The 20,804-nt window shown below is 48.4% G+C and carries 20 protein-coding genes and 2 tRNA genes; 11 read left to right on the top strand and 11 right to left on the bottom strand.

The window, feature by feature from the left end:
* The first annotated feature begins 447 nt into the window (after positions 1–447).
* Positions 448–786 carry a COG4315 family predicted lipoprotein gene (locus ACSTTO_RS07820; protein ID WP_439272846.1) on the top strand — a complete coding sequence of 113 codons (339 nt, stop codon included), beginning with the start codon at positions 448–450 and terminating at the stop codon, positions 784–786.
* Positions 787–878: 92 nt separating this feature from the next.
* Here the strand turns inward: ACSTTO_RS07820 and ACSTTO_RS07825 are convergent, their stop codons facing one another.
* Entirely contained in the window at positions 879–1,493 is a 615-nt protein-coding gene (locus ACSTTO_RS07825) for a methyltransferase family protein (RefSeq protein ID WP_439272595.1), read from the bottom strand.
* A gap of 463 nt (positions 1,494–1,956) precedes the next feature.
* On the opposite strand from ACSTTO_RS07825, the gene ACSTTO_RS07830 reads away from it, so the two are divergent.
* Entirely contained in the window at positions 1,957–2,517 is a 561-nt protein-coding gene (locus ACSTTO_RS07830; RefSeq protein WP_439272596.1) for a hypothetical protein, read from the top strand.
* Between the two features lie 68 nt (positions 2,518–2,585).
* Here ACSTTO_RS07830 and ACSTTO_RS07835 read toward each other — a convergent pair whose 3' ends face one another.
* Positions 2,586–2,849 carry a hypothetical protein gene (locus ACSTTO_RS07835; RefSeq protein WP_439272597.1) on the bottom strand — a complete coding sequence of 88 codons (264 nt, stop codon included), beginning with the start codon at positions 2,847–2,849 and terminating at the stop codon, positions 2,586–2,588.
* 787 nt (positions 2,850–3,636) lie between these two features.
* Complete coding sequence (locus tag ACSTTO_RS07840; RefSeq protein WP_439272598.1) at positions 3,637–4,029, bottom strand: GFA family protein; 393 nt, start codon at positions 4,027–4,029, stop codon at positions 3,637–3,639.
* Positions 4,030–4,224: 195 nt separating this feature from the next.
* On the opposite strand from ACSTTO_RS07840, the gene ACSTTO_RS07845 reads away from it, so the two are divergent.
* The gene (locus ACSTTO_RS07845) at positions 4,225–4,422 is read left to right on the top strand and encodes a hypothetical protein (protein ID WP_439272599.1); all 198 of its coding nucleotides are present in this window, start codon (positions 4,225–4,227) and stop codon (positions 4,420–4,422) included.
* A 587-nt stretch (positions 4,423–5,009) separates the two neighbouring features.
* Here the strand turns inward: ACSTTO_RS07845 and ACSTTO_RS07850 are convergent.
* From ACSTTO_RS07850 to ACSTTO_RS07865, 4 genes are all read right to left on the bottom strand, one after another.
* Positions 5,010–5,086 (bottom strand) — tRNA-Arg (locus ACSTTO_RS07850).
* 23 nt (positions 5,087–5,109) lie between these two features.
* Positions 5,110–5,415 carry an ETC complex I subunit gene (locus ACSTTO_RS07855; protein WP_439272600.1) on the bottom strand — a complete coding sequence of 102 codons (306 nt, stop codon included), beginning with the start codon at positions 5,413–5,415 and terminating at the stop codon, positions 5,110–5,112.
* Positions 5,416–5,524: 109 nt separating this feature from the next.
* Positions 5,525–5,601: transfer RNA gene (locus ACSTTO_RS07860), tRNA-Pro, on the bottom strand.
* Between the two features lie 154 nt (positions 5,602–5,755).
* Positions 5,756–6,934 (bottom strand): cystathionine beta-lyase, encoded by a 1,179-nt coding sequence (locus ACSTTO_RS07865; RefSeq protein ID WP_439272601.1) that lies wholly within the window; start codon positions 6,932–6,934, stop codon positions 5,756–5,758.
* Positions 6,935–7,022: 88 nt separating this feature from the next.
* Here ACSTTO_RS07865 and ACSTTO_RS07870 point away from each other — a divergent pair, with 88 nt between their 5' ends.
* From ACSTTO_RS07870 to ACSTTO_RS07895, 6 genes are all read left to right on the top strand, one after another.
* On the top strand, positions 7,023–7,211 hold the full coding sequence (locus ACSTTO_RS07870; RefSeq protein ID WP_439272602.1) for a hypothetical protein: 189 nt from the start codon (positions 7,023–7,025) through the stop codon (positions 7,209–7,211).
* A 17-nt stretch (positions 7,212–7,228) separates the two neighbouring features.
* Positions 7,229–8,005, top strand: coding sequence for a phosphatase PAP2 family protein (locus tag ACSTTO_RS07875; protein WP_439272603.1), 777 nt, complete (start codon positions 7,229–7,231; stop codon positions 8,003–8,005).
* 281 nt (positions 8,006–8,286) lie between these two features.
* Positions 8,287–9,318, top strand: a complete 1,032-nt coding sequence (locus ACSTTO_RS07880) for an amino acid ABC transporter substrate-binding protein (protein ID WP_439272604.1) — start codon at positions 8,287–8,289, stop codon at positions 9,316–9,318.
* A 366-nt stretch (positions 9,319–9,684) separates the two neighbouring features.
* The gene (locus tag ACSTTO_RS07885) at positions 9,685–10,878 is read left to right on the top strand and encodes an amino acid ABC transporter permease (protein ID WP_439272605.1); all 1,194 of its coding nucleotides are present in this window, start codon (positions 9,685–9,687) and stop codon (positions 10,876–10,878) included.
* Between the two features lies 1 nt (position 10,879).
* The gene (locus tag ACSTTO_RS07890) at positions 10,880–12,034 is read left to right on the top strand and encodes an amino acid ABC transporter permease (protein WP_439272606.1); all 1,155 of its coding nucleotides are present in this window, start codon (positions 10,880–10,882) and stop codon (positions 12,032–12,034) included.
* 48 nt (positions 12,035–12,082) lie between these two features.
* Complete coding sequence (locus ACSTTO_RS07895; RefSeq protein WP_439272607.1) at positions 12,083–12,889, top strand: amino acid ABC transporter ATP-binding protein; 807 nt, start codon at positions 12,083–12,085, stop codon at positions 12,887–12,889.
* Between the two features lie 207 nt (positions 12,890–13,096).
* On the opposite strand, the gene ACSTTO_RS07900 is transcribed toward ACSTTO_RS07895, so the two are convergent.
* From ACSTTO_RS07900 to ACSTTO_RS07910, 3 genes are all read right to left on the bottom strand, one after another.
* A complete protein-coding gene (locus ACSTTO_RS07900; protein ID WP_439272608.1) occupies positions 13,097–13,459 on the bottom strand; it encodes a VOC family protein in 363 nt (120 codons plus the stop codon).
* A 110-nt stretch (positions 13,460–13,569) separates the two neighbouring features.
* Positions 13,570–14,790 carry an FAD-binding protein gene (locus ACSTTO_RS07905; protein WP_439272609.1) on the bottom strand — a complete coding sequence of 407 codons (1,221 nt, stop codon included), beginning with the start codon at positions 14,788–14,790 and terminating at the stop codon, positions 13,570–13,572.
* A 104-nt stretch (positions 14,791–14,894) separates the two neighbouring features.
* Entirely contained in the window at positions 14,895–15,155 is a 261-nt protein-coding gene (locus tag ACSTTO_RS07910) for a zinc-finger domain-containing protein (protein ID WP_439272610.1), read from the bottom strand.
* A gap of 491 nt (positions 15,156–15,646) precedes the next feature.
* Between ACSTTO_RS07910 and ACSTTO_RS07915 the strand changes: the two genes are divergently transcribed.
* Positions 15,647–17,830, top strand: coding sequence for an RNA degradosome polyphosphate kinase (locus tag ACSTTO_RS07915; RefSeq protein ID WP_439272847.1), 2,184 nt, complete (start codon positions 15,647–15,649; stop codon positions 17,828–17,830).
* On the top strand, positions 17,827–19,362 hold the full coding sequence (gene ppx / locus ACSTTO_RS07920; RefSeq protein WP_439272611.1) for an exopolyphosphatase: 1,536 nt from the start codon (positions 17,827–17,829) through the stop codon (positions 19,360–19,362). Before ACSTTO_RS07915 ends, ppx begins: the two co-directional genes overlap by 4 nt.
* Before the next feature lie 58 nt (positions 19,363–19,420).
* On the opposite strand, the gene rnd is transcribed toward ppx, so the two are convergent.
* Positions 19,421–20,575: a ribonuclease D gene (gene rnd / locus ACSTTO_RS07925; protein ID WP_439272612.1), complete on the bottom strand. Its 1,155-nt coding sequence runs from the start codon at positions 20,573–20,575 to the stop codon at positions 19,421–19,423.
* Positions 20,576–20,804: the final 229 nt, after the last annotated feature.

Below are 20,804 nucleotides of genomic sequence, written 5' to 3' on the forward strand. Positions count from 1 at the left end.
CTTTATAGCGGCGGGTTTGGAAATTGCTGATGCCTGTAATCTGCCGCGCTATGTTTCGAATCTTTTGCTGGTCAGGCTACAGGCCGAATCTTCGTAATTGGTTACTATGCTCACCTTTTGTTCTTTTGAATGGCCAAGGCGGTATCCGGACAGGTTTTACGGGTTATTATATTGGGAGCTGTTTTTATAAAAAACTTATTTTGGGCACAAATCCGGCCAGAAACAGTCTTGATGCAGGTGCAGCATTTGCTTGCGGCTACTATGGCCGTTTTAAGAATTCACGCGGCCTTCTGTTTGCGGGCTTTGTGCCTGCATCAGGGCAGAAGCAATGAGGAGCACATGAAGCCAATGAAAAAGCTTGTTTTAGCATTCAGTGTTTTAATCCTGTCTGCTGCGCCGGTTCTGGCATCGCAGACAGGAACTGCTGCCAGCAAAACCGATGCGCAGATGCAAAAAGTTGCCGAGAAGCTGGCCGGAGGCCCGGGTAAAATGCGGCAAACAGCCAGTGGTAAAATTCTTGTCACGGCAACCGGCCACACGCTTTATACTTTTGATAAGGATAGCAACGGCGTTTCTGCCTGTGATGCTGCATGTCTGAAAAAATGGCCGGCTTATCATGCCTCAGCCAAAGTAAAGGCCGTTGCGCCATGGTCGAAAGTCAAAGCCACCAATGGCAAGGATATGTGGGCTTATGACGGCAAACCGGTCTATACTTTTTTCAAGGATAAAAAGCCCGGTGATGTGAACGGGGATGGTGTTGGCGGTGTCTGGCACATTGTAAAATAAAAACCGGTTGAGATAAAATATTCGCGGCTCCGGTATTGGCCGGTAATGGCAATGCCGGCGCCGCAGAATGATAATTTGCGCAAAGCAATAATTTAATAAATATGCAGCAAAACAGGGATAAAACCTGTGCTCTGCAGATATTCCACCAGTTCAAAAACCGGATAGGCGATAAAAAAGACAAGCCCGTCAACAAAGGTGTTATACAATGTTTTGGGGCGTATAGTCAGGGTCTCCACATCTTGATAACCGCTTATGCGCGGGAAAAAGCGCGGTACTTCCGCTTTATAAGCGCGATATGGCTGGCCGAAACTGTTTTCCAGATAAGTTTCCTCTGCAAGAATAACAAAAAGAAAAGTTATGTAGCATGCAATGGCAAGCAAGAGCGCAATACCAAGGCTGCCGGTCATGCAGCCAATGCCGAAAGCGCCGATGGTACTGAATACATAAAGCGGATTGCGGCTGAGCGAATAAGGGCCGGTGCGGATAATCTGTGCACCTTTATGCCCGCCAATATGTAATGTGCACCACATGCGGCCAAGAATAGCCATAACGATAAAGCCCAGACCGAAAGCCTCAATATATTCATGAATCCCGTGCGGCCACGCAGAACGGATAAAAAGCAGGGCAAGAAAAAGCAGGGCGATAATGACAGCAACCGCCACACGCCTGCGGGCTTGGTAGCGGCTCATTTCTTTCATGGTTTTCATACGGATGACCCGTTATGATAGAAATTGTATTAAACACAACAAATGTTATGCGGCGGGAAGGGAGAACCTGCTGTGTGTTTAACATACGGGAATAATGATCCTAATAATTTTTGCAATATTTTTGCGAGAAAACAGTAATTTTACATTCACAATCATGAGAGGTGATAAAGAAAATTGCGCGATAAAGCGCAGCCGTCACCCTTATGAATTATGGCTCACACACAGGCTGATATTTTGTGCTTTAAACCGGGAGTTTTACTGTATCCGCTATGAGCGGGATATTCATTTTTCGTTCAACTGCAATATTTTATAACAGAAATGAAATTTGATGCTGTGTAATTCAGGCAGCATTATATGATCATAATCCATGCAGAAAATCCGCTATGTTGAAAGCACAGGAGTGAACGGATTTTTTGCTTGAAGAGCAGTCGGCCGGTAACAGGCCTGATAATGAGGAACAAAAATGAAAATAACAGTTTCAGGCAGATATTTTTCCCGTATCCTGCTGCTCGCGGCTGGTATTGCCGGCTTTCATGCCGCTGCCCCTGCAGAGGCTTTTGCGCAGCAATATCAGCGTTGTGCAGCAGAGAATGGCATTTGCCGCCTGCCATATCCGACCGAGGTTATTTATGGCGCGGGGCATCGTGTAACCTCACGTTTTATCAATCAGCCTGCCGTGCGCTGTTCTAACTCGGTCTTTGGTGATCCGGCACGGGGTACTGCAAAAAGCTGTGCTTTTGTTGTGCGTCGCGAATATGAACGCTATGGCCGCTACGACCCTTATGATGGTTATGAGCGCAGGCCGCATGGCCGTTATGGCCGCGATCATGATTATGGCCGCCGGCAATGGGTGCATTGTGCAAAAGAGGGGCAATATTGCGATTTTCAGGGGCGCAAACAGGTGCGTTATGGCACGCGGAGCCGCTTTGTGGAGCGGGCTTTCCGTAATGGAGTGCGCTGTGATAACCGCGTCTTTGGAGATCCGGATCGCGGCGTGGGCAAAAACTGCTTTGTGCTTGAATAAATACCGGCACGCTTTGATTGCTCAAATCTGATCGGGCGGGTTCCGGCTGATGCGGAACCCGCTTTTTATCAGCCTTTGATAATGGCAATCAGCTCATCATAGGCTTTGCAAGCCTGTGAATCATCCTTGCCCTGATATTTGCTGGCAAGCTCCTGAACTTTGGAGGAAAGCTCCTGCATTTTTGCCGGATCTTTGATCATGGCATTTTGCATGGCAGCACCAAGCTCCTGTCCTTTTTGGGACAATAATTCAGGTGTGCATTCCGGCTCCTTGGAGCAACCGGCTATCATGGCTGTTGCAACAACAAGAGCAAGAGTTAAAGCGCCTTTCATTGGCGATCTCCTTAAAAAATACACGCTCTCAAACTTATAAAAGAGGGGCATATAAAGCGGATTGAATTTGATATCTGCCGTTATGCAGCGCTTCATTCAAAGGCCGGAATAATGCACATGGCAAAAATTATATGCAGAATATTTTTAAAAATACTGCATAACAATTCTGTTGTTAAAACATTATTCCATATAAAGATTGTTGCTGCCTGTAGCCATAAATACTTAGTCGAAATTTTAATTTTTCGTCAAGATATATTCCGTCTTGATGTTGTATAAATCATCATGATGTCAATAATTTATATTAAAACTATGCAATATTTGTTACTGCTTTGATGGCGAGGCATATAAAAACCGGCTCTATGCAGCAATTTTCCGCTAAAAAACAAGTAACGATGCGTTAGTTCAGTTTCAAACGCTCACATGCATGAGCGAGCCGGTATTTGCCGCGCTCAACGCGGATGAAAAGCGCCTCATTCTCAGATTTATTATCTGAGCAATTATAGGCCAGATAAGTAAAATATCGGGGATATGACCAGCCGCGTGCAATGCGCCTTACATCTTTGGGAGTAAAAGGCTCTTTTAATGTTCCGTGGATTCTGACCGCATCCCTGATAAGGGGGTAAATGTTTATCTTATCCATATAGGCATTATAAAACTTTAGTATAATGAATGATATCCCCGTAAATAAGGGATATTTTATAATTAAATAATTTTTATGATTTAATCTTTTATATATTTAAATTTATTATTAATGTATATATAAATATAATATATTATTATATTTACTTTATTTTTCGTATCGCGTTTTATTTTCTCTGTTATATGTATAGCGGGTTTTTACCGGAAATTCCGGCAGCCATGATTCACGTCGCGCGGTCCATAATTCATAGCTTGGTACAAACTGATCCGGCTGGTCGAGTGAGCCTAGATTGATTTCAATTTCATCGCCGGTGCAGGAAAAAACAGATGAGCCGCAATGCGGGCAAAAATGGCGGCCTGCATAATCGCGTGTTTCACCGTTAATATATACGTCTTGTTTGGAAAAGATGGCAGAGGCATGAAAAAGCGCACCGTGATGTTTGCGGCAATCTATGCAATGGCAAATGCCGACACGCCAGGGCAGGGCATTTGTTTCTATGCGCACTTTGCCGCACAGGCATCCGCCTTTAACAGGATTCATAGAGTATTCCTCCGCCGTACTTAAGCATAATCTGTAATGTAAATAATATTTTGTTATCAGCAAACGGGCAATTTTATAGGATATGATAATTTCGAGATATTGTTTGTTAGCTGTAAGTGGTAATTGATTACCTTTTAAAGCAATGCATTATGTAAGAGTGAGGTCATATTAGGTTGTAATTTTAAAGAGTTTATTGTGGGGTTTGATTGTGAAAAAATTATTTTTATGGTGGCTGTAATTTTTGGTCTTAGTGCTGGCATAACAACTGGTGCTTATGCGGAAGGGCAAAATGCATCTAGCCAAAATAAAAGTATAGTTGAATTATGTATTAGTGTTTTGGGTTTTAAATGTTGTTTGAATGAACAGCTTCGTTTTGAATGTGGTTCAGTATAGTTTTATTTTTCTGTATTTTATTATGTCCTGCAACTTGAGCCTGTTTCTGTTTATCTGATTTTGTTCAGTCGCGCTAGTATAATACACAAGGGTGAAGTGTTTATGCGGAGCCCTTGTTGTTACTGAACTCTTTATTTGAGCGGTGGCCACGCATTTATTGGGTAAAGTGATTATCTGCTTTTGTTGAAGAGTGGTCTGCTTACCGGATATTGTGCAGGCAGGGGCAGGGGGTGATTTTTAAGTGCAATCAACAAAAAATGATCTGCCTGATTTAAATTGTTTTGCTAATGCACCATGCATAAATAATAGCATGGGAAAATTCATAGCATGGACTGGGTTCCTGTAATTTTCGGAGCATTCAAAGTTATCGTATTGGGAATATGTATGTTCTTCGCCATTAAATGGCATTACGATAAGGATAAGGAAGCAAAAGAGAAAAAAGAAAAAGCGTCGGAATAACCGGCGCTTTTGCGCTTATGGCGACAGGACAAAGCGACCGGCTGTGTGGATGCAGGATAATTTTGCGCTCTGCGAATGAAACATTGCAGATCCGGCTTTTTATAAATTCAAATGCTTGTTGATTTTATTGGCGATCCCGACAGGATTCGAACCTGTGACCATCGGCTTAGAAGGCCGGTGCTCTATCCAGCTGAGCTACGGGACCGCAATGCGATATCTTAAACTGTTTTAATGTGTCCAGGGTTGCTGGCGATCTGCGCGAAAATTATCCGTATAGGAAATCTTCCGGCGTCTTGCTTCTTTCGGCTCCTGCACACGATAAGGGATGCCATATTTCTGCACATAGGCAAGGGCATCTTCCAGATTTTCGAAATTGATGCGGATCTGGCTTTTCATATCACGGGAGGACGTATAACCCATCAAGGGTTCGATCTTGCGGGCGACCTCAGGTTCATATTCCAGAACCCATGTTTCAGTTTTGGCTTTGCCGGACTGCATGGCAGTCTTGGTTGGACGATAAATACGGGCGACCATATTCATAAACCTCGGACATAAAAGCGACCGTAAATCACACGATTCACCGGTCTGTTAAATCTGAGACAGAGCTCACTGAAAACCTTCAGGCCATTATCAATAATTGACATGGTCGGAGCGAGAGGATTCGAACCTCCGACCCCCTGATCCCAAATCAGGTGCGCTACCAGACTGCGCTACGCTCCGTTATCCCGCAAAGGATAGCCCGTGTCTAGAATTTTCGCAGCCCGAGTGCAAGAGGCAAATATGCGATTACACCTGAAAATGCACTTGTGCCGCATGATAAAAACGGCAGCAAACACTTTGTTTTGCCGCCGTTTTAAAAATAGCAATAATTTTGTTATGATACAGCGATTGCTGCCAGCGCCTGTTTCAGGTCATTGATAAGATCCTGAGTATCCTCAAGGCCGATTTGCAGGCGGATAACAGGGCCCTCATATGCCTGTGCGGCTACGGTTCTGTCTGCAAGCCGCACATGAACGGCAAGGCTTTCATACCCGCCCCATGAATAGCCAAGGCCGAAGAATTGCAGATTATCAAGAAATTTACGTGCTTCTTCTGCCCCGCCAGAGGCCAGAACAATGGAGAAAACGCCGCTTGAACCTTTAAAATCACGTTTCCACAATGCATGATCAGGGTGGCTTTCAAGGGCAGGGTGCAGAACGCGCGCAACTTGCGGCTGTTGTTCCAGCCAGCGGGCAATTGTCAGTGCGCTTTGCTGGTGATGGTTAAGGCGCAGCCCCATGCTCCGCAGGCCGCGCAGGATCTGATAGGCATCATCAGAATTTACGCACATGCCAAGTACCGTATTGGCGTCATAAAGGCGCTGCCAGCATTTTTCATTGGCGGAAACCATGCCCATAAGAATATCTGAATGGCCGGAAGGATATTTGGTGGCTGCATGAATGGAAATATCCACACCAAAATCCAGCGCCTTGAAATAAAGCGGCGTTGCCCAGGTATTATCCATCATCACGATAACATCATGCGCATGAGCGGCTTTAACAATGGCCGGAATATCCTGAATCTCAAATGTATTGGAGCCGGGTGATTCTGTGAAAATCACCCGTGTATTGGGGCGGATCAGCCGTGCAATATCCGCACCGATATGCGGAGGGTAATATTCTGCTTCAATGCCCATTTTTTTCAGCATTGTATCGGCAAAACGGCGGGTGGGAAAATAGATTGTATCAACAAAAAGAACGTGATCGCCTTTTTCAAGAAAAGCAAGCAAAGGCAGCGTAACCGCCGAAAGGCCGGAAGATGTCAGCAATGTGCCTGCCGAGCCTTCCAGCCTGTCTATGGCCTTGCATAAAGCGTCTGTTGTCGGGGTGCCGTGGGTGCCATAGGTATAGGGCTGATTATCTGTGGCCATGCTATGCGCATCCTTGAACAAAACTGTGGAGGCGCGGACAACCGGCGGATTAACAAAGCCATAATATTCATGCGGATCATTGCCGCAATGTGTAAGCAATGTGTTGATTCCCGGCTCTTTTGCTGATTTTTCCGACCCGACCATAAAAATGCCTCCTGCAGCCTGTTAAGGCTTTGTTGTTCCGGTGCTTGTTAAAGCTTGTATGTGATGTGAATCTGTAATGCAGACTTGTGTGTTACTGAAACAAGTCATTGCAAAATATGCAACCGGACGAAATGAAAAAAAACGGCTTGCCGAAGCTGGTTATGACAGGGAAAACCGTGAAATTTACTTTTTAAAAGATGTGCCGGTTAATAAAAATGCATCGGCGCAGCCTGCCATGAATACGGATTTCCTGACAGGCGATAAGGGTAAATATTGATAAATATATGAGGTTTGATGTTTTTGAAGAAAGAAATTGCGGATTTATATCTTGTTGTTCAAAACAGTCTGGCTCTGCGCCGGCTGAAACAGGCAGAAAACAGACAAAATCCGCTCTGGCTGCCCGCTATGACGCGGATGGTGATCGGCGTGATTGTGGCAGCCCTGCTGCTCTTGCCATTTGACGGGCAGATTTCGCGTGCGGCGGTTGCGGCGCATATTCTGCCCCGTCATATTCTGAAGATTATGACCGATCTGGTGTTGGCAGCGCCTTATATTATTTTGTTTTCCGTTACTGTTATTGCAGCGCTTATAATGCGCAACAGAATAAGAAAGACCAATATTTACAGCAAGAGCTATCAATACTGGGCAGATATTGCCGGTTATAGCCTGTTTGCAATCTTGTCCCTTTTAAGTGCCGGCCTGATTGTGAATATTGTTAAATATATTATTGGCCGCCCGCGCCCTGTCCTGCTTGATATTGCCGGGCCTTATGCATTGAAGCCTTTTGACTTCACCTATGCTTATGTAAGTTTTCCGTCCGGCCATGCCTGCACGGCGGGCGTGCTGGCAACGCTGCTTGCCCTGTGGTTTCCGCGTTGCCGGTTTGTTGCCTGTGCCGTGTTTGCGGCCATTGCCTGTATCCGCATATTGGTGCAGGCGCATTATCCGACAGATGTATTGATTGGTTTTTTTATTGGTATGTGCACAACCCTGATCCTGGCGCGCGGCTTTGCACAAGGCGGTTTATTATATCGTTTTTACGGCTCGCAAATCTTTCCTGTTCGCCATTGAGAGTATATCTCATTAAAGTAATTTATTATATTTTACGATAATAAAGAGGATTTTTTTCTAAATTGATTGGCATATTTTGCGCTTGTTCAGACTTGACCTTCGCAGAATAATAGCTTTCGATAGGCGCAGGTTGGAAAAGGGGGATTATTTTACAAAAATTACAGCCCTGTGCAAAACAGGCTTACCGGAATGGTAGGGCTGCTTTATCGGGGCGATTGCGCGATTTGCGCAATGAACAGCAATATTGATAATGCGTTTAACGATAAAAGGGTGAGCATCACATGAGAAAGTCCACTTTACTCAAACTGGCCGGTATGGTTGCCGTAACCTTTGCCGCTTCCTCTGCATTTGCAGGCACATTGGATGATGTGAAGAAGAAGGGTTTTGTACAGTGCGGTACCAATACGGGGCTGCCGGGTTTTGCTGCGCCGAATGACAAGGGGGAATGGTCCGGTTTTGATATCGACTATTGCCGCGCTGTGGCATCAGCTATTTTTGGTGACAAAAATAAAGCGAAATTTACGCCGCTTAATGCAAAAGAGCGTTTTACAGCACTGCAATCCGGTGAAATTGATATTCTGATTCGCAATACCACCTGGACAATCAGCCGTGATACATCACTTGGTCTCGAATTTGCCGGTGTGAATTATTATGACGGTCAGGGCTTTATGGTAAACACCAAAAAGCTGCCGGATATCAAATCTGCCTTGCAGCTCTCCGGCGCCTCGATTTGTGTGCAGGCCGGCACCACAACCGAGATGAATATGGCCGATTATTTCAAAGCCAATAAGATGGAATATAATCCTATCGTCTTTGAAAAAATTGAAGAGGCCAATGCCGCTTATGACAGTGGCCGTTGTGATGCCTATACGACAGACCAATCCAGCCTTTATGGGGTGCGTCTGGCGCTTTCCAATCCGGATGATCATGTTGTTTTGCCGGAAATTATCTCCAAGGAGCCATTCGGTATTGTTGTCCGTCAGGGTGATCCGAAATGGGCAGATGTGGCGCGCTGGGTGCATAATGCGCTGCTCAATGCCGAAGAAGCCGGCATTACACAGGCAAATGTTGAAGATATGAAAAAATCTGATTCGCCTGAAATCAAGCGTCTGCTCGGCACTGAGCCGGATACAAAAATCGGCACGGATCTGGGGCTTGATAATGACTGGGTTGTAAAGATTATCAAGAATGTCGGTAATTACGGCGAAATTTTTGATCGCAATATCGGCGCAAACAGCCCGCTGAAAATTTCTCGCGGTATCAATGCCCTGTGGACCAAGGGCGGTCTGCAATACGGTATTCCGATCCGTTAATCAGTTATAGTGTCAAAACATATGCCTGCATCACATCGGGTGATGCAGGCCGGTTTCGTGTAATTTATTTTTAGTTTTATGCCGGAGCATGAGTGTACAAATTGTTTGAGTGTGTAAACTGGTATTGTGCCGCTCCGTGTTCTTTCTTCCGCCGGATGATCGTAATGTGCGCAAAGCCCTGACGGGCAATTCAATAGAGAAAATATTGTACTGCGATCATGTTGCGCCGCTGCGTCTCGCAGCGGCAACTGGCAGCAGAATATCCCTGTTTTCCGGTTTGGTCGGATATCAGGCTTTTATACGGGCAGGGTTACAGGGGGCATTTAAAATAATCCGGTCATAATGGCCGTATATAACGAGGTGCGCATGGCATATCGCAGTGCCGAAACAGGCAGGGGGCAGGAAGCGCAGGCTTCTATCATTCATAATCCGAAAATACGCGGGCTGTTTTATCAGTTTGTTGTATTCTTTGCTGTTTTTATGCTGGTCTACTGGATTATAGGAAATACGGCCGCAAATCTGCAAAAACTCAACATTGCTTCGGGATTTGACTTTTTGAAAAGCCGTGCAGGCTTTGATATCAGCCAGACGCTGATTTCCTATGACGCGGATTCTAATTATGCCCGTGCTTTTGTCGTCGGGTTGCTGAATACGCTTTATGTGGCCGTTCTTGGCATTATTACCGCATCGGCCATTGGTTTTCTGGTTGGTATCGGCCGGTTGTCGTCAAACTGGCTGATTGCAAAAATCTGCACAATCTATGTCGAGGTTTTTCGTAATATTCCGCCGCTTCTGGTAATTTTCTTCTGGTATTTCGGGGTGTTGGCCGTTTTGCCGGAAGTGCGTGGCAGCTATGCCCTGCCATTTGGCAGTTATTTGAACAAGCGCGGCTTTTTCTTTCCGTCCGCTGTTTGGGGCGATAAGGCATGGCTGACACTGGCCGCATTTGCAGTGGCTGTTATTGCTGCCTTTATCCTCCACCGCTGGGCGCGTGTCCGTCAGGCTGCAACAGGGCAGATTTTTCCTTTCTGGCGGGTGGCTGTTGCCTTAATCCTTGGTTTGCCTTTGCTCACATTTTTGGCCACAGGCATGCCGGTCACTTTTGATATGCCAAAACTCGGGTCATTCAACCTGTCTGGCGGCACACAGATAAAGCCGGAGTTTCTGGCGCTCTATCTTGCCCTGTCTTTCTATACGGCATCCTTTATCGCTGAAATTGTGCGCGGTGGTATCAAGGGGGTCAGCAAGGGTCAGTCTGAGGCGGCTTTTGCACTGGGGTTGAGAGCGCCGCAAACCATGCGTCTGGTTGTGGTGCCGCAGGCCATGCGGATTATTATTCCGCCATTATCCAGCCAATATCTTAACCTGACCAAAAACTCCTCTCTGGCTATTGCCATTGGCTATCCTGATTTGATGGCGGTTGGCGGTACCGTGCTTAATCAGACAGGGCAGGCCGTGGAGGTCGTGGCAATCTGGATGGTGGTCTATCTCGGGCTCAGCCTTATCACATCCGGCCTCATGAACTGGTTTAATGCAAAAATGGCATTGGTGGAGCGTTAAGATGAGTAATACGGATCTGCATTATATCCGCTCGCAAATGGTAGCGCCAATGCCTGCACCTGACGGGCGCAAGGGCATTACAGGCTGGCTGCGGGAAAAGCTGTTTTCCTCGGTTAAGGATACGATCCTTACAGTTTTGAGCGTGGCTTTGATTGTCTGGTTCTTACCGGGATTGATTGAATGGCTGTTTATCAATGCGGTCTGGACAGGGCCGGACCGCAGCGTGTGCAGCACAGTGGTGCAGGGCGGTATTCAGCCGGAAGGCTGGTCAGGTGCCTGCTGGGCTTTTGTGGATGCCAAATTCCAGCAATTTCTCTATGGCCGTTATCCGGTTGACGAGCGTTGGCGTGTGCAGCTTGTGGCGTTGGTTTTTGTATTGCTTTTAGCGCCGTTATTGATACGCAAATTACCTTATAAATCATTGAATGCGATATTGCTGTTCATTGTGTTTCCGGTTTTTGCCTATCTGTTTCTGGTCGGCGGCTCTTTCGGGCTGGCACGGGTGGAAACCCCGCTCTGGGGCGGCCTGCTGGTTACGCTCATCCTCTCGGTCGTAGGCATTACAGTCTCCCTGCCCATGGGGGTGTTGCTGGCTCTGGGGCGGCGCTCCAATATGCCGGTGATCAAGGCGCTATGTGTTATTTTCATTGAGGTTATCCGCGGTGTGCCGCTGGTTGCCCTCTTGTTTATGGCCAGTGTTATGTTGCCTTTGTTTATGCCGCCGGGCACGACTTTCGACAAGTTTTTGCGTGCGCTGGTCGGGGTGTCCCTGTTTGCGTCTGCCTATATGGCAGAGGTTATCCGCGGGGGCTTGCAGGCTATTCCCAAAGGGCAATATGAGGGGGCAGATTCACTGGGTTTAAGCTATTGGCAGAAAACCTTGTTTATTATTCTGCCGCAAAGCCTGAAAATTTCTCTGCCGGGGATTGTAAACACATTTATCGGCTTGTTCAAAGATACCAGCCTTGTGTACATTATCGGCATGTTCGACCTGCTTGGAATCGTCAGGCAGAACTTTTCGGATGCCAGTTGGGCAACAGCGCAAACACCTGCAACGGGTTTGGTCTTTGCCGGATTTGTATTTTGGATTTTCTGTTTCTGTATGTCCCGATATTCGCTATATATGGAACGAAGGTTGGATACGAGCCGGAAATAAATTGGGAAATCATCTGCCATAAAATGCGGATGAGAGTGAGGAATAAAAATGAGTATGCAATCGGGCGCTTTGCTGAAACCGACGGCTGAAGAAACGGGAGCAATTATGGAAGTATCCAAGACCGATGTCGCAGTGGACATTGTAGGCATGCATAAATGGTATGGCGAGTTCCATGTGCTGCGCGATGTTAATCTGCGGGTTATGCGTGGTGAGCGTATTGTTGTTGCAGGGCCTTCCGGTTCGGGAAAATCCACAATGATCCGCTGTATCAACCGTCTGGAAGAACATCAGAAAGGGCAGATCATTGTTGATGGCATTGAACTGACCAATGATCTGAAGCGCATTGATGAAGTGCGCCGTGAAGTGGGAATGGTGTTCCAGCATTTCAATCTTTTCCCGCATCTGACTATTCTGGAAAACTGTACCCTGGCACCGATCTGGGTACGCAAAATGCCCAAAAAACAGGCAGAAGAAATTGCGATGCACTATCTGGAGCGCGTCAAGATTCCTGAGCAGGCCAATAAATATCCGGGGCAGCTCTCCGGCGGGCAGCAGCAGCGTGTGGCCATTGCCCGTTCATTGTGCATGAAGCCGCGCATCATGCTGTTTGACGAGCCAACCTCGGCGCTTGACCCTGAAATGGTCAAGGAAGTGCTGGATACAATGGTTAGCCTTGCTGAAGAAGGCATGACGATGATCTGTGTAACCCATGAAATGGGTTTTGCCCGTCAGGTTGCCAATCGTGTGATCTTTATGGATCAGGGGCAGATTGTTGAGCAGAATTCACCGGCTGAATTCTTCGATAATCCGCAGCATGAACGCACCAAGCTGTTTCTCAGCCAGATTTTGCACTGATTTTATTTTCATGCAGAGAAAATACCCGCAGTTCCGGCTGCGGGTATTTTTGTTTATTACAGAGATATTTGCGGGTGATACGCACCGGTATATGCGTTTTTTAAATATTAACTTAAGCCGCAATAATGTGATTAGTTTGATAAGGCGGGGGCAGAAAAGGGGCGCTTTATCTGCGCATTGCAGAGATACGATTATATTTTCCGGTGATCACAGTTTCTGCATCAGTTCAATGCGGTTGCCGAACGGATCTTGAATATAAGCCCGCAAATAGCCGGCCAAAGGTTCGTCCTCGGTTATTGGGATATCATGCTTCGCTAATATTTTCAGAAATGCAGCGAGATCATCAATAAGAAAAGCTGGATGCGCTTTTAAAGCAGGGGAGAAGCTGTGCTCTGTACCAAGATGCAGTTTAATTGCACCATGTTCAAACCAGCAGCCACCGCGTTTTATCAGATTATCGGGTTTTGGCACTTCCCTGAAGCCGAGAATTTGGCCGTAAAATCCGCGTGCTGTGTCTTCACTGTTTGGAGGTATGGCAAGTTGAATATGATCCAATCCGATAATTGGCATCGTATACTCCTGTTTTTGAGACAATCAGAGGCGGTTATATTCAGGCATTTGTGCGCCCAAGCGGTACAAGGCCTGGTATATATGAAATTTTAAAACAAAAGCAGGGGCTTTCAGGCCGCTATATTTGCCGCATCATATTGATAGAGCCAATCGAGATCACGCAGAAAATCTTCCGGCTTGCGCAATTTAAACAGCAGGTTTCTGCCCAGGGCCACAGGCCCGCCGGCATGATAGGCAAAGCGGTTGAGCTTGCCGCGCCGTGCCACTTGTGCAATGCGTGCAAGCCTTTGTTTTTCAAAAGTGTCAAGGGCGGCGCTGTGGTCAGTATTGCGGGGAGAAAGATGCGCGGCAAGACAGGCGGCATCTTCAATGGCCATTGCAGCACCCTGTGCGGCAAAAGGTGTCATGGCGTGCGAGGCATCGCCCAGCAGCACAAAGCGGTTATTGAGCACCAGCCTCGGCTCCGGCATTTCAAACATTGGCCAGAATGTCCATTGCGGGGCGGTTTTCAGCACATCAATCACCGCATCTGACCAGCCTTTAAAACCGCGGATCAGCGCCGCGCTGTCGCCCTTCAAATCCCAGCTGGTGCCGATATCATCACCATTGGTAATAGCCACAAAATTATAGGCTGTGCCACTTTTGATAGGATAGGCAACCATATGTGCACCCTGACCAAGCCATGCGGAGACGGCCTGTTTATCCTGCAAGGCTGAGGTAAAGGATGCTGGCAGCTTTTCTGCAGCCAGAGTTGTGCGCCATGCAATATGGTCGGTAAACCGGGCTCGCTTTTGATCTTGCACGGCACTGCGCTGCGCAGACCACACACCATCACAGCCAAGCAGCATCTGCCCGCTGTAATCACTGATCTGGTCATCCATATCCACACGGATGGTCACCTGATCCTTGCCGATATGATGCGAAAGCACATTGGCGCTAAGATGCAGGGTAATCCGCGGATGATCACGGACAGCTTTGAGAAGGGCAGCCTGCAAATCTGCACGATGGCAGGTAAGATAAGGGGCTTGCCAGCGTTGTGTTGCCGCTGAGCCAAGCTCCATGCGCATTAACGGTTTTGCCTTAACACCATCCATCAGACAGAGCGCATCGGGGGCAACGGCTTTTGCGCTGAGCGCATCCAGAATACCAAACCGCGCCAGAAGTCTGGTTGCATTGGGTGCCAGTTGCAGGCCGGCGCCAACCTCCGACAAAGCCGGTGATTTTTCCAGTATCAGTACATAAAAGCCGCGCTCTGCCAGCACCAGTGCCGCAGCCAGACCGGCAATGCCGGCTCCGGCTATCAGAATTTTCTGCTCATCTGTCTTGTGCATGATTGCCCTTCCCGAAATCCGCCCCAAAACAAAAAATCGTTTTCAGGGCGGCTATATCAATGGTGGATGACGGGGCATTTTCCACCATTGATAGCTTGTACGGCTTATAAGCCAGCAACCGCAACCTGCGGCTCATGATAGGCACAGCCGGCCGGCACGGTCTGATCGGCGCTCAGGGATGCATTATAGCGATAGAGCGTGGAGCAATAAGGGCAGACAACTTCCTCGGCATCTCCCATATCGAGAAAAATGTGCGGGTGATCGAAAGGCGGATTTGCGCCGACACACATAAATTCCTTGACGCCGATCTCAATAGCATTGTGGCCGGCATCATTTTGAAAATGAGGGGTGATATGGTCTGACATGTGACAACTCCAGTGATGGCATCACCTTAATAATATTCATCCGCAGAGGCAAATCCTCCGGCGCATGATTGCGGTAACATAGAAGCGGGAGCGGAAGACATTTGCAGTTCGTTCTGCCGCGCCGGTGCATATTCGGGCTCTGATGTATCGCGAATAAAGCGGGAGCGGAAGTGTTTTTTATCGATTATGCTGTAATCTCTGTTTTGTTATTAAAATGTCATACAGAATACATAAAAAAAACATAACGCAAATATGGCCGGCAAGAATTGCACGGGCTTTGGAGCATAGAGGATAAGGGAGCGGCTGCTTGGCGTCGGCACGGGTTTGCCACACAAAAGCAACTGCTTTGAAACTGTTTTAGGCAATTTCAGAAGGGGGTTGCTGTGGCAAATAAAAAACCGCATGATCAGGTGAGAGAGGCCGAGCCGGTGGGAGGACCGCTGGAAGGAATTGCCACACTGCTTGCCGGAGCGGAAACCGCATCTGCGCATATGGCTGCAATAGCGGCCAATGCAAATGCGCTGCCTGATCTGCGTGAAAGCCCTGAACGGTTTGTAAATCGTGAATTTTCCTGGCTGCAATTCAATAAGCGCGTATTGGCAGAGGCGGTTAACAAGAAGCAACCGCTTTTGGAGCGTGTACGTTTTCTTTCAATTTCTGCAGCCAATCTTGATGAGTTTTTTATGGTGCGCATTGCCGGCCTTGCGGGGCAGGTGCGCGCCGGCGTTGCAACCCGCGCCGCTGATGGCCGCACCCCGCAGGAGCAGCTGGAATTCGTGCTGGCTGAAGTTGCAACATTGCAAGCAGCCCAGCAGGAAACATTGCAAATGCTGCGCCGTGAACTGGCGCAGGAAAATATTGAGATTATCCGCCCCGACCGCCTGAAAAAACAGGACAGAAAATGGCTTGAGCATCATTTTCTGGAGACGATTTTTCCGGTTCTCACGCCTTTGTCGCTGGATCCGGCGCATCCGTTTCCGTTTATACCCAATCTCGGTTTTTCCATGGCGCTGCAATTGTCGCGGATTACCGATAAACATTCAATGGTTGCGCTGCTGCGTTTGCCGGTGGCGCTGAATCGCTTTGTCGAAGTGCCCTCAGCAAGCGGCACTTATCGCTTTATCACGCTGGAAGATGTGGTGAGTCTGTTTATTGAGCGCCTGTTCCCCGGCTATGAGGTGCGGGGAGCAGGGACATTTCGCATTATCCGCGATAGTGATATTGAAGTGGAGGAAGATGCGGAAGATCTGGTGCGTCATTTTGAAACCGCTTTGAAGCGCCGCCGCCGCGGCCGTGTCATCAGCATTGAGTTTGACAGCGATATGCCCGAGGCGTTGCGGGTTTTCATGACAATGGAACTTGGCGTTTCAGAAAGCCGGGTGAGCGTGCTGCCGGGGCTTCTGGCGCTGAATATGATGTCGGAAATTGTCAATATTGCCCGTGATGATTTAAAATTTGTACCCTATAATCCGCGTTTTCCGGAGCGCATCCGCGAGCATGGCGGGGATTGCCTTGCCGCAATCCGCGAGAAGGATATTGTTGTCCATCATCCTTATGAATCTTTTGATGTGGTGGTGCAGTTTTTGCGGCAGGCGGCACTTGATCCCAATGTGCTGGCAATCAAGCAGACGCTTTATCGCACATCGAATAATTCGCCGATTGTGCGCGCGCTGATTGATGCGGCCGAGGCGGGAAAATCAGTGACGGCACTGGTGGAGTTGAAAGCTCGCTTTGATGAAGAAGCAAATATTCGCTGGGCGCGTGATCTGGAACGCGCCGGCGTGCAGGTTGTATTTGGCTTTATCGAGCTGAAAACACATGCAAAAATGTCGCTTGTTGTGCGCCGTGAGGATGAAAGGCTGCGCTCCTATGTGCATCTTGGCACCGGCAATTATCATCCTATCACGGCCAAGATTTATACCGACCTGTCGTTTTTCACATCCGATCCGGAAACCGCGCAGGATGTGGCGCATATTTTCAATTTTATCACCGGCTATGCCCAGCCTGCCGATGGTATGAAACTGGCAATCTCGCCTTTTACTTTGCGCCGCCGCATTCTCAAGCATATTGAAGATGAGATTGAGCATGCAAAATCCGGCCGTCCGGCAGCAATCTGGATGAAGATGAATTCGCTGGTTGATCCGCAGATTATTGATGCGTTGTACAAAGCGAGTGCCGCAGGTGTGCAGATTGATTTGGTGGTGCGCGGTATTTGTTGCCTGCGCCCGCAGGTGCTGGGTTTGTCGGAGAATATCCGTGCCAAATCCATTGTCGGGCGTTTTCTGGAGCATTCGCGTATTTATTGCTTTGGCAACGGGCAGGATCTGCCTTCAAAACATGCGATTGTTTATATCAGCTCGGCTGATATGATGCCGAGAAATCTTGATCGTCGCGTTGAAACATTGGTGCCCATCACCAATGAGACAGTGCATCAACAGGTTTTATCACAGATTATGCTTGCAAATCTCTACGATAATCAACAAAGCTTTGAGCTATTATCAGACGGAACCTCAAAACGGATGAAACCCGTTGACGGGGAAGAAGCCTTTAACGCTCAGGAATATTTCATGACAAATCCCAGCCTGTCCGGTCGCGGCAAGTCTCTGAAATCATCAGCACCGCGTTTGATTGCACGCCATAACCGCGTGCGCGCAGAGCGAAACCGCAACGCATGACTTTATCTTTGGCACAAGGCCGTATCAAAGGTCTGGAACCGGTCGCAGTGATTGATATCGGTTCCAACTCGGTGCGTATGGTGGTTTATGAAGGTATCGTACGCTCGCCTACAATATTTTTCAATGAAAAGATTCTCTGCGGCCTTGGCAAGGGGCTGGCGCAGACCGGACGCCTGAATGATAAATCGGTGGCCAGCGCCCTTGAGGCGCTGCGGCGGTTTCGTGCTTTGGCGCGGCAGGCTGGAGCGGGCAAGATTTACACGATTGCCACCGCTGCTGCCCGCGAGGCGGAAAACGGCCCGGATTTTATCGCGCGGGCTGAGGAGATTCTTGGCGAAAACATCCAGATACTTTCCGGCAGGGAAGAGGCTTATTATTCGGCCATGGGGATCATCTCCGGCTTTCATAATCCGGATGGTATTGCCGGCGACCTTGGTGGCGGCAGCCTTGAACTGGTGGATGTGCATGGCAAAAACTGGGCGGAGCAGCCCGATAAGGCAATTGGCAGCGGCATTACCTTGCCGCTTGGTGGTCTGCGCTTGCAGGATCTGTCCGGCGGCAAAATTACAGAAGCCGCCAAGATCACCCGTAAATATATCGGCACAGTTCCTTTTCTGAAAGAGGGCAAAGGGCGCAATTTTTATGCGGTGGGCGGCACATGGCGAAATCTCGCCAAATTGCATATGAATGCCAAACATTATCCGCTGCATGTGATGCATGGCTATGCCATGGATGCGGAAGATGCCTATAACTTCCTTTATCGTGTGGCGCGTTTTGATCTTAATCATATGCGCGGCATTGAGGCTGTATCCAAAAATCGCCGCCAGCTTTTATCCTATGGTGCCACCGTGTTGATGGAAGTGGTCAAACGCATGGAACCTGCGCAGATTATCTTTTCAGCACTTGGCGTGCGGGAGGGTTATCTTTTCTCATTGCTGAAGAAAAAGGAGCAGCGGCTTGATCCGCTTCTGGCTGCGGCAGAGGAACTGGCGGTTTTGCGTTCACGTTCGCCGCGCCATGCCCATGAACTGGCCGAGTGGACGGGCTATGCTTTCAGTGAGCTTGGCTATGATGAGACGGAGGATGAAAGCCGCGACCGCCGCGCGGCCTGTCTGATGGCTGATATAAGCTGGCGTGCGCATCCTGATTATCGCGGGCCGCAGGCGCTGAATATTATTGCCCATGGTTCATTTATCGGCATTGACCATCCGGGGCGGGCTTATATGGCGCTGGCCAATTATTACCGCCATGAGGGCGTGATGGAGGATGATGCCGCGCCGGAAATTATCCGCATTGCCACGCCGCGCTTGCGCGAAAGGGCGCGGGTGCTTGGCGCCTTGTTGCGGGTGGTTTATCTGCTGTCTGCCTCAATGCCGGATGTTATTCCGCAGCTTAAATGGCGCAAACAAGGCGAGGCGCTGGCATTGGTGGTGCCGCAAGCCTATCGTGATCTGGTTTCCGAGCGGCTTGAAAACCGCCTGAATGTGCTGGCAAAAGTAACAAAAAGGCAGCTGTGTTTCATTGTGGAATAGGCTGATTTTGCTTCAGGATAAGTAAAAGGCCGGATCAGATGATCCGGCCTGATTATATTTAATCCAGTTGCACAGTCTTGATTTTACGGTTTTCAAATTTGATGCCGATTTTGCCATCAATCATTTGCAGGGCCTTTTCACCAAACAGCTCGCGCCGCCACCCCTGCAGTGCCGGTACATTGGCAGCATCGCCTTTAAGCGCAATCTGCTCAATATCATCGGAGGAGGCAATAACTTTGGCCGCCACACCATGATCTTCAGCAATAATCTTGAGCAGCAGTTTCAGCACATCGGCAGCAGCACCTGTGCCTTCCGGCGCATTATGATGTTTGGGCAAGCGCGGCAAATTTTCTTTAGGAATATTGAGGGCCTCATTGATTGCCTCCACCAAACCTTGCGCATGAGAGGAACGCTCCCAGCCTTTGGGGATGGTGCGCAGCCGCGATAAAGCCTCGGCATCGCGCGGCTGTTGCTGGGCAATTTCCTGAATCGTATCATCCTTGAGCACGCGGCCGCGCGGCACATTGCGCTCACGCGCGGCGCGTTCCCGCCAAGCGGCAACTTTTTGCAGCACTGCCAGCTCAACAGGTTTGCGCAAGCGGATTTTCAGCCGTTTCCATGCATCATCAGGATGCGTGTCATAGGTCTCTCGGGCGGTGAGAATGCGAATTTCCTCACCCACCCAATCTGTACGGCCTTCCTGTTGCAGACGACTTTGCAAATAAAGATAGACATCACGCAGATGGGTAACATCGGCCAAGGCATAGTCCAGCTGTTTTTCACTTAATGGGCGGCGGCGCCAATCGGTAAAGCGGGAAGATTTATCCAAATGCACGCCGGTGATGCGGGCAACAAGCTGGTCGTAGGAAATTGCATCGCCAAAACCGCAAACCATTGCGGCAATCTGGGTATCAAAAACCGGCTCCGGTATGAGATTGCCAAGATGAAAGATAATTTCAATATCCTGCCGCGCGGCATGAAACACCTTGGTAATACCGGTATCAGCCATTAGGGTAAAAAAAGGCGCAAGATCGATTCCCGGCGCCAATGCATCCACCAGGGCTGTCGTGCCTGCACTGGCCATTTGTATCAGGCAGAGCTCCGGCCAGAAGGTGGTTTCGCGGATGAATTCAGTATCAACAGTCACAAAATCGGACTTTGACAGCTGTGCTACGGCCTCTTCAAGGCCTTGTGTTGTGGTAATCAGGTTCATTTTTTTTATATAACCAATAGGAAAAGCTTTGTCGCGGGGGGTAAAAGCCTAAATTGCGCATATATTGTAACTTTGCAGTTATGATCTGCGTTTTGTTGGCTGTTTCTGGGCGTTATGACGGGTTATAGGTGTTTTACGCGGAATCAATTTTGGTGAAAATAGCTCTGACCCTTGACTTTTGGCAGCCAAAATGCGCTTGTCCGACAACATAAAAATCAGATTTTCTCTG

This window comes from Pseudochrobactrum albidum (genome assembly GCF_051851455.1).
Classification (GTDB): Bacteria; Pseudomonadota; Alphaproteobacteria; order Rhizobiales; family Rhizobiaceae; genus Pseudochrobactrum.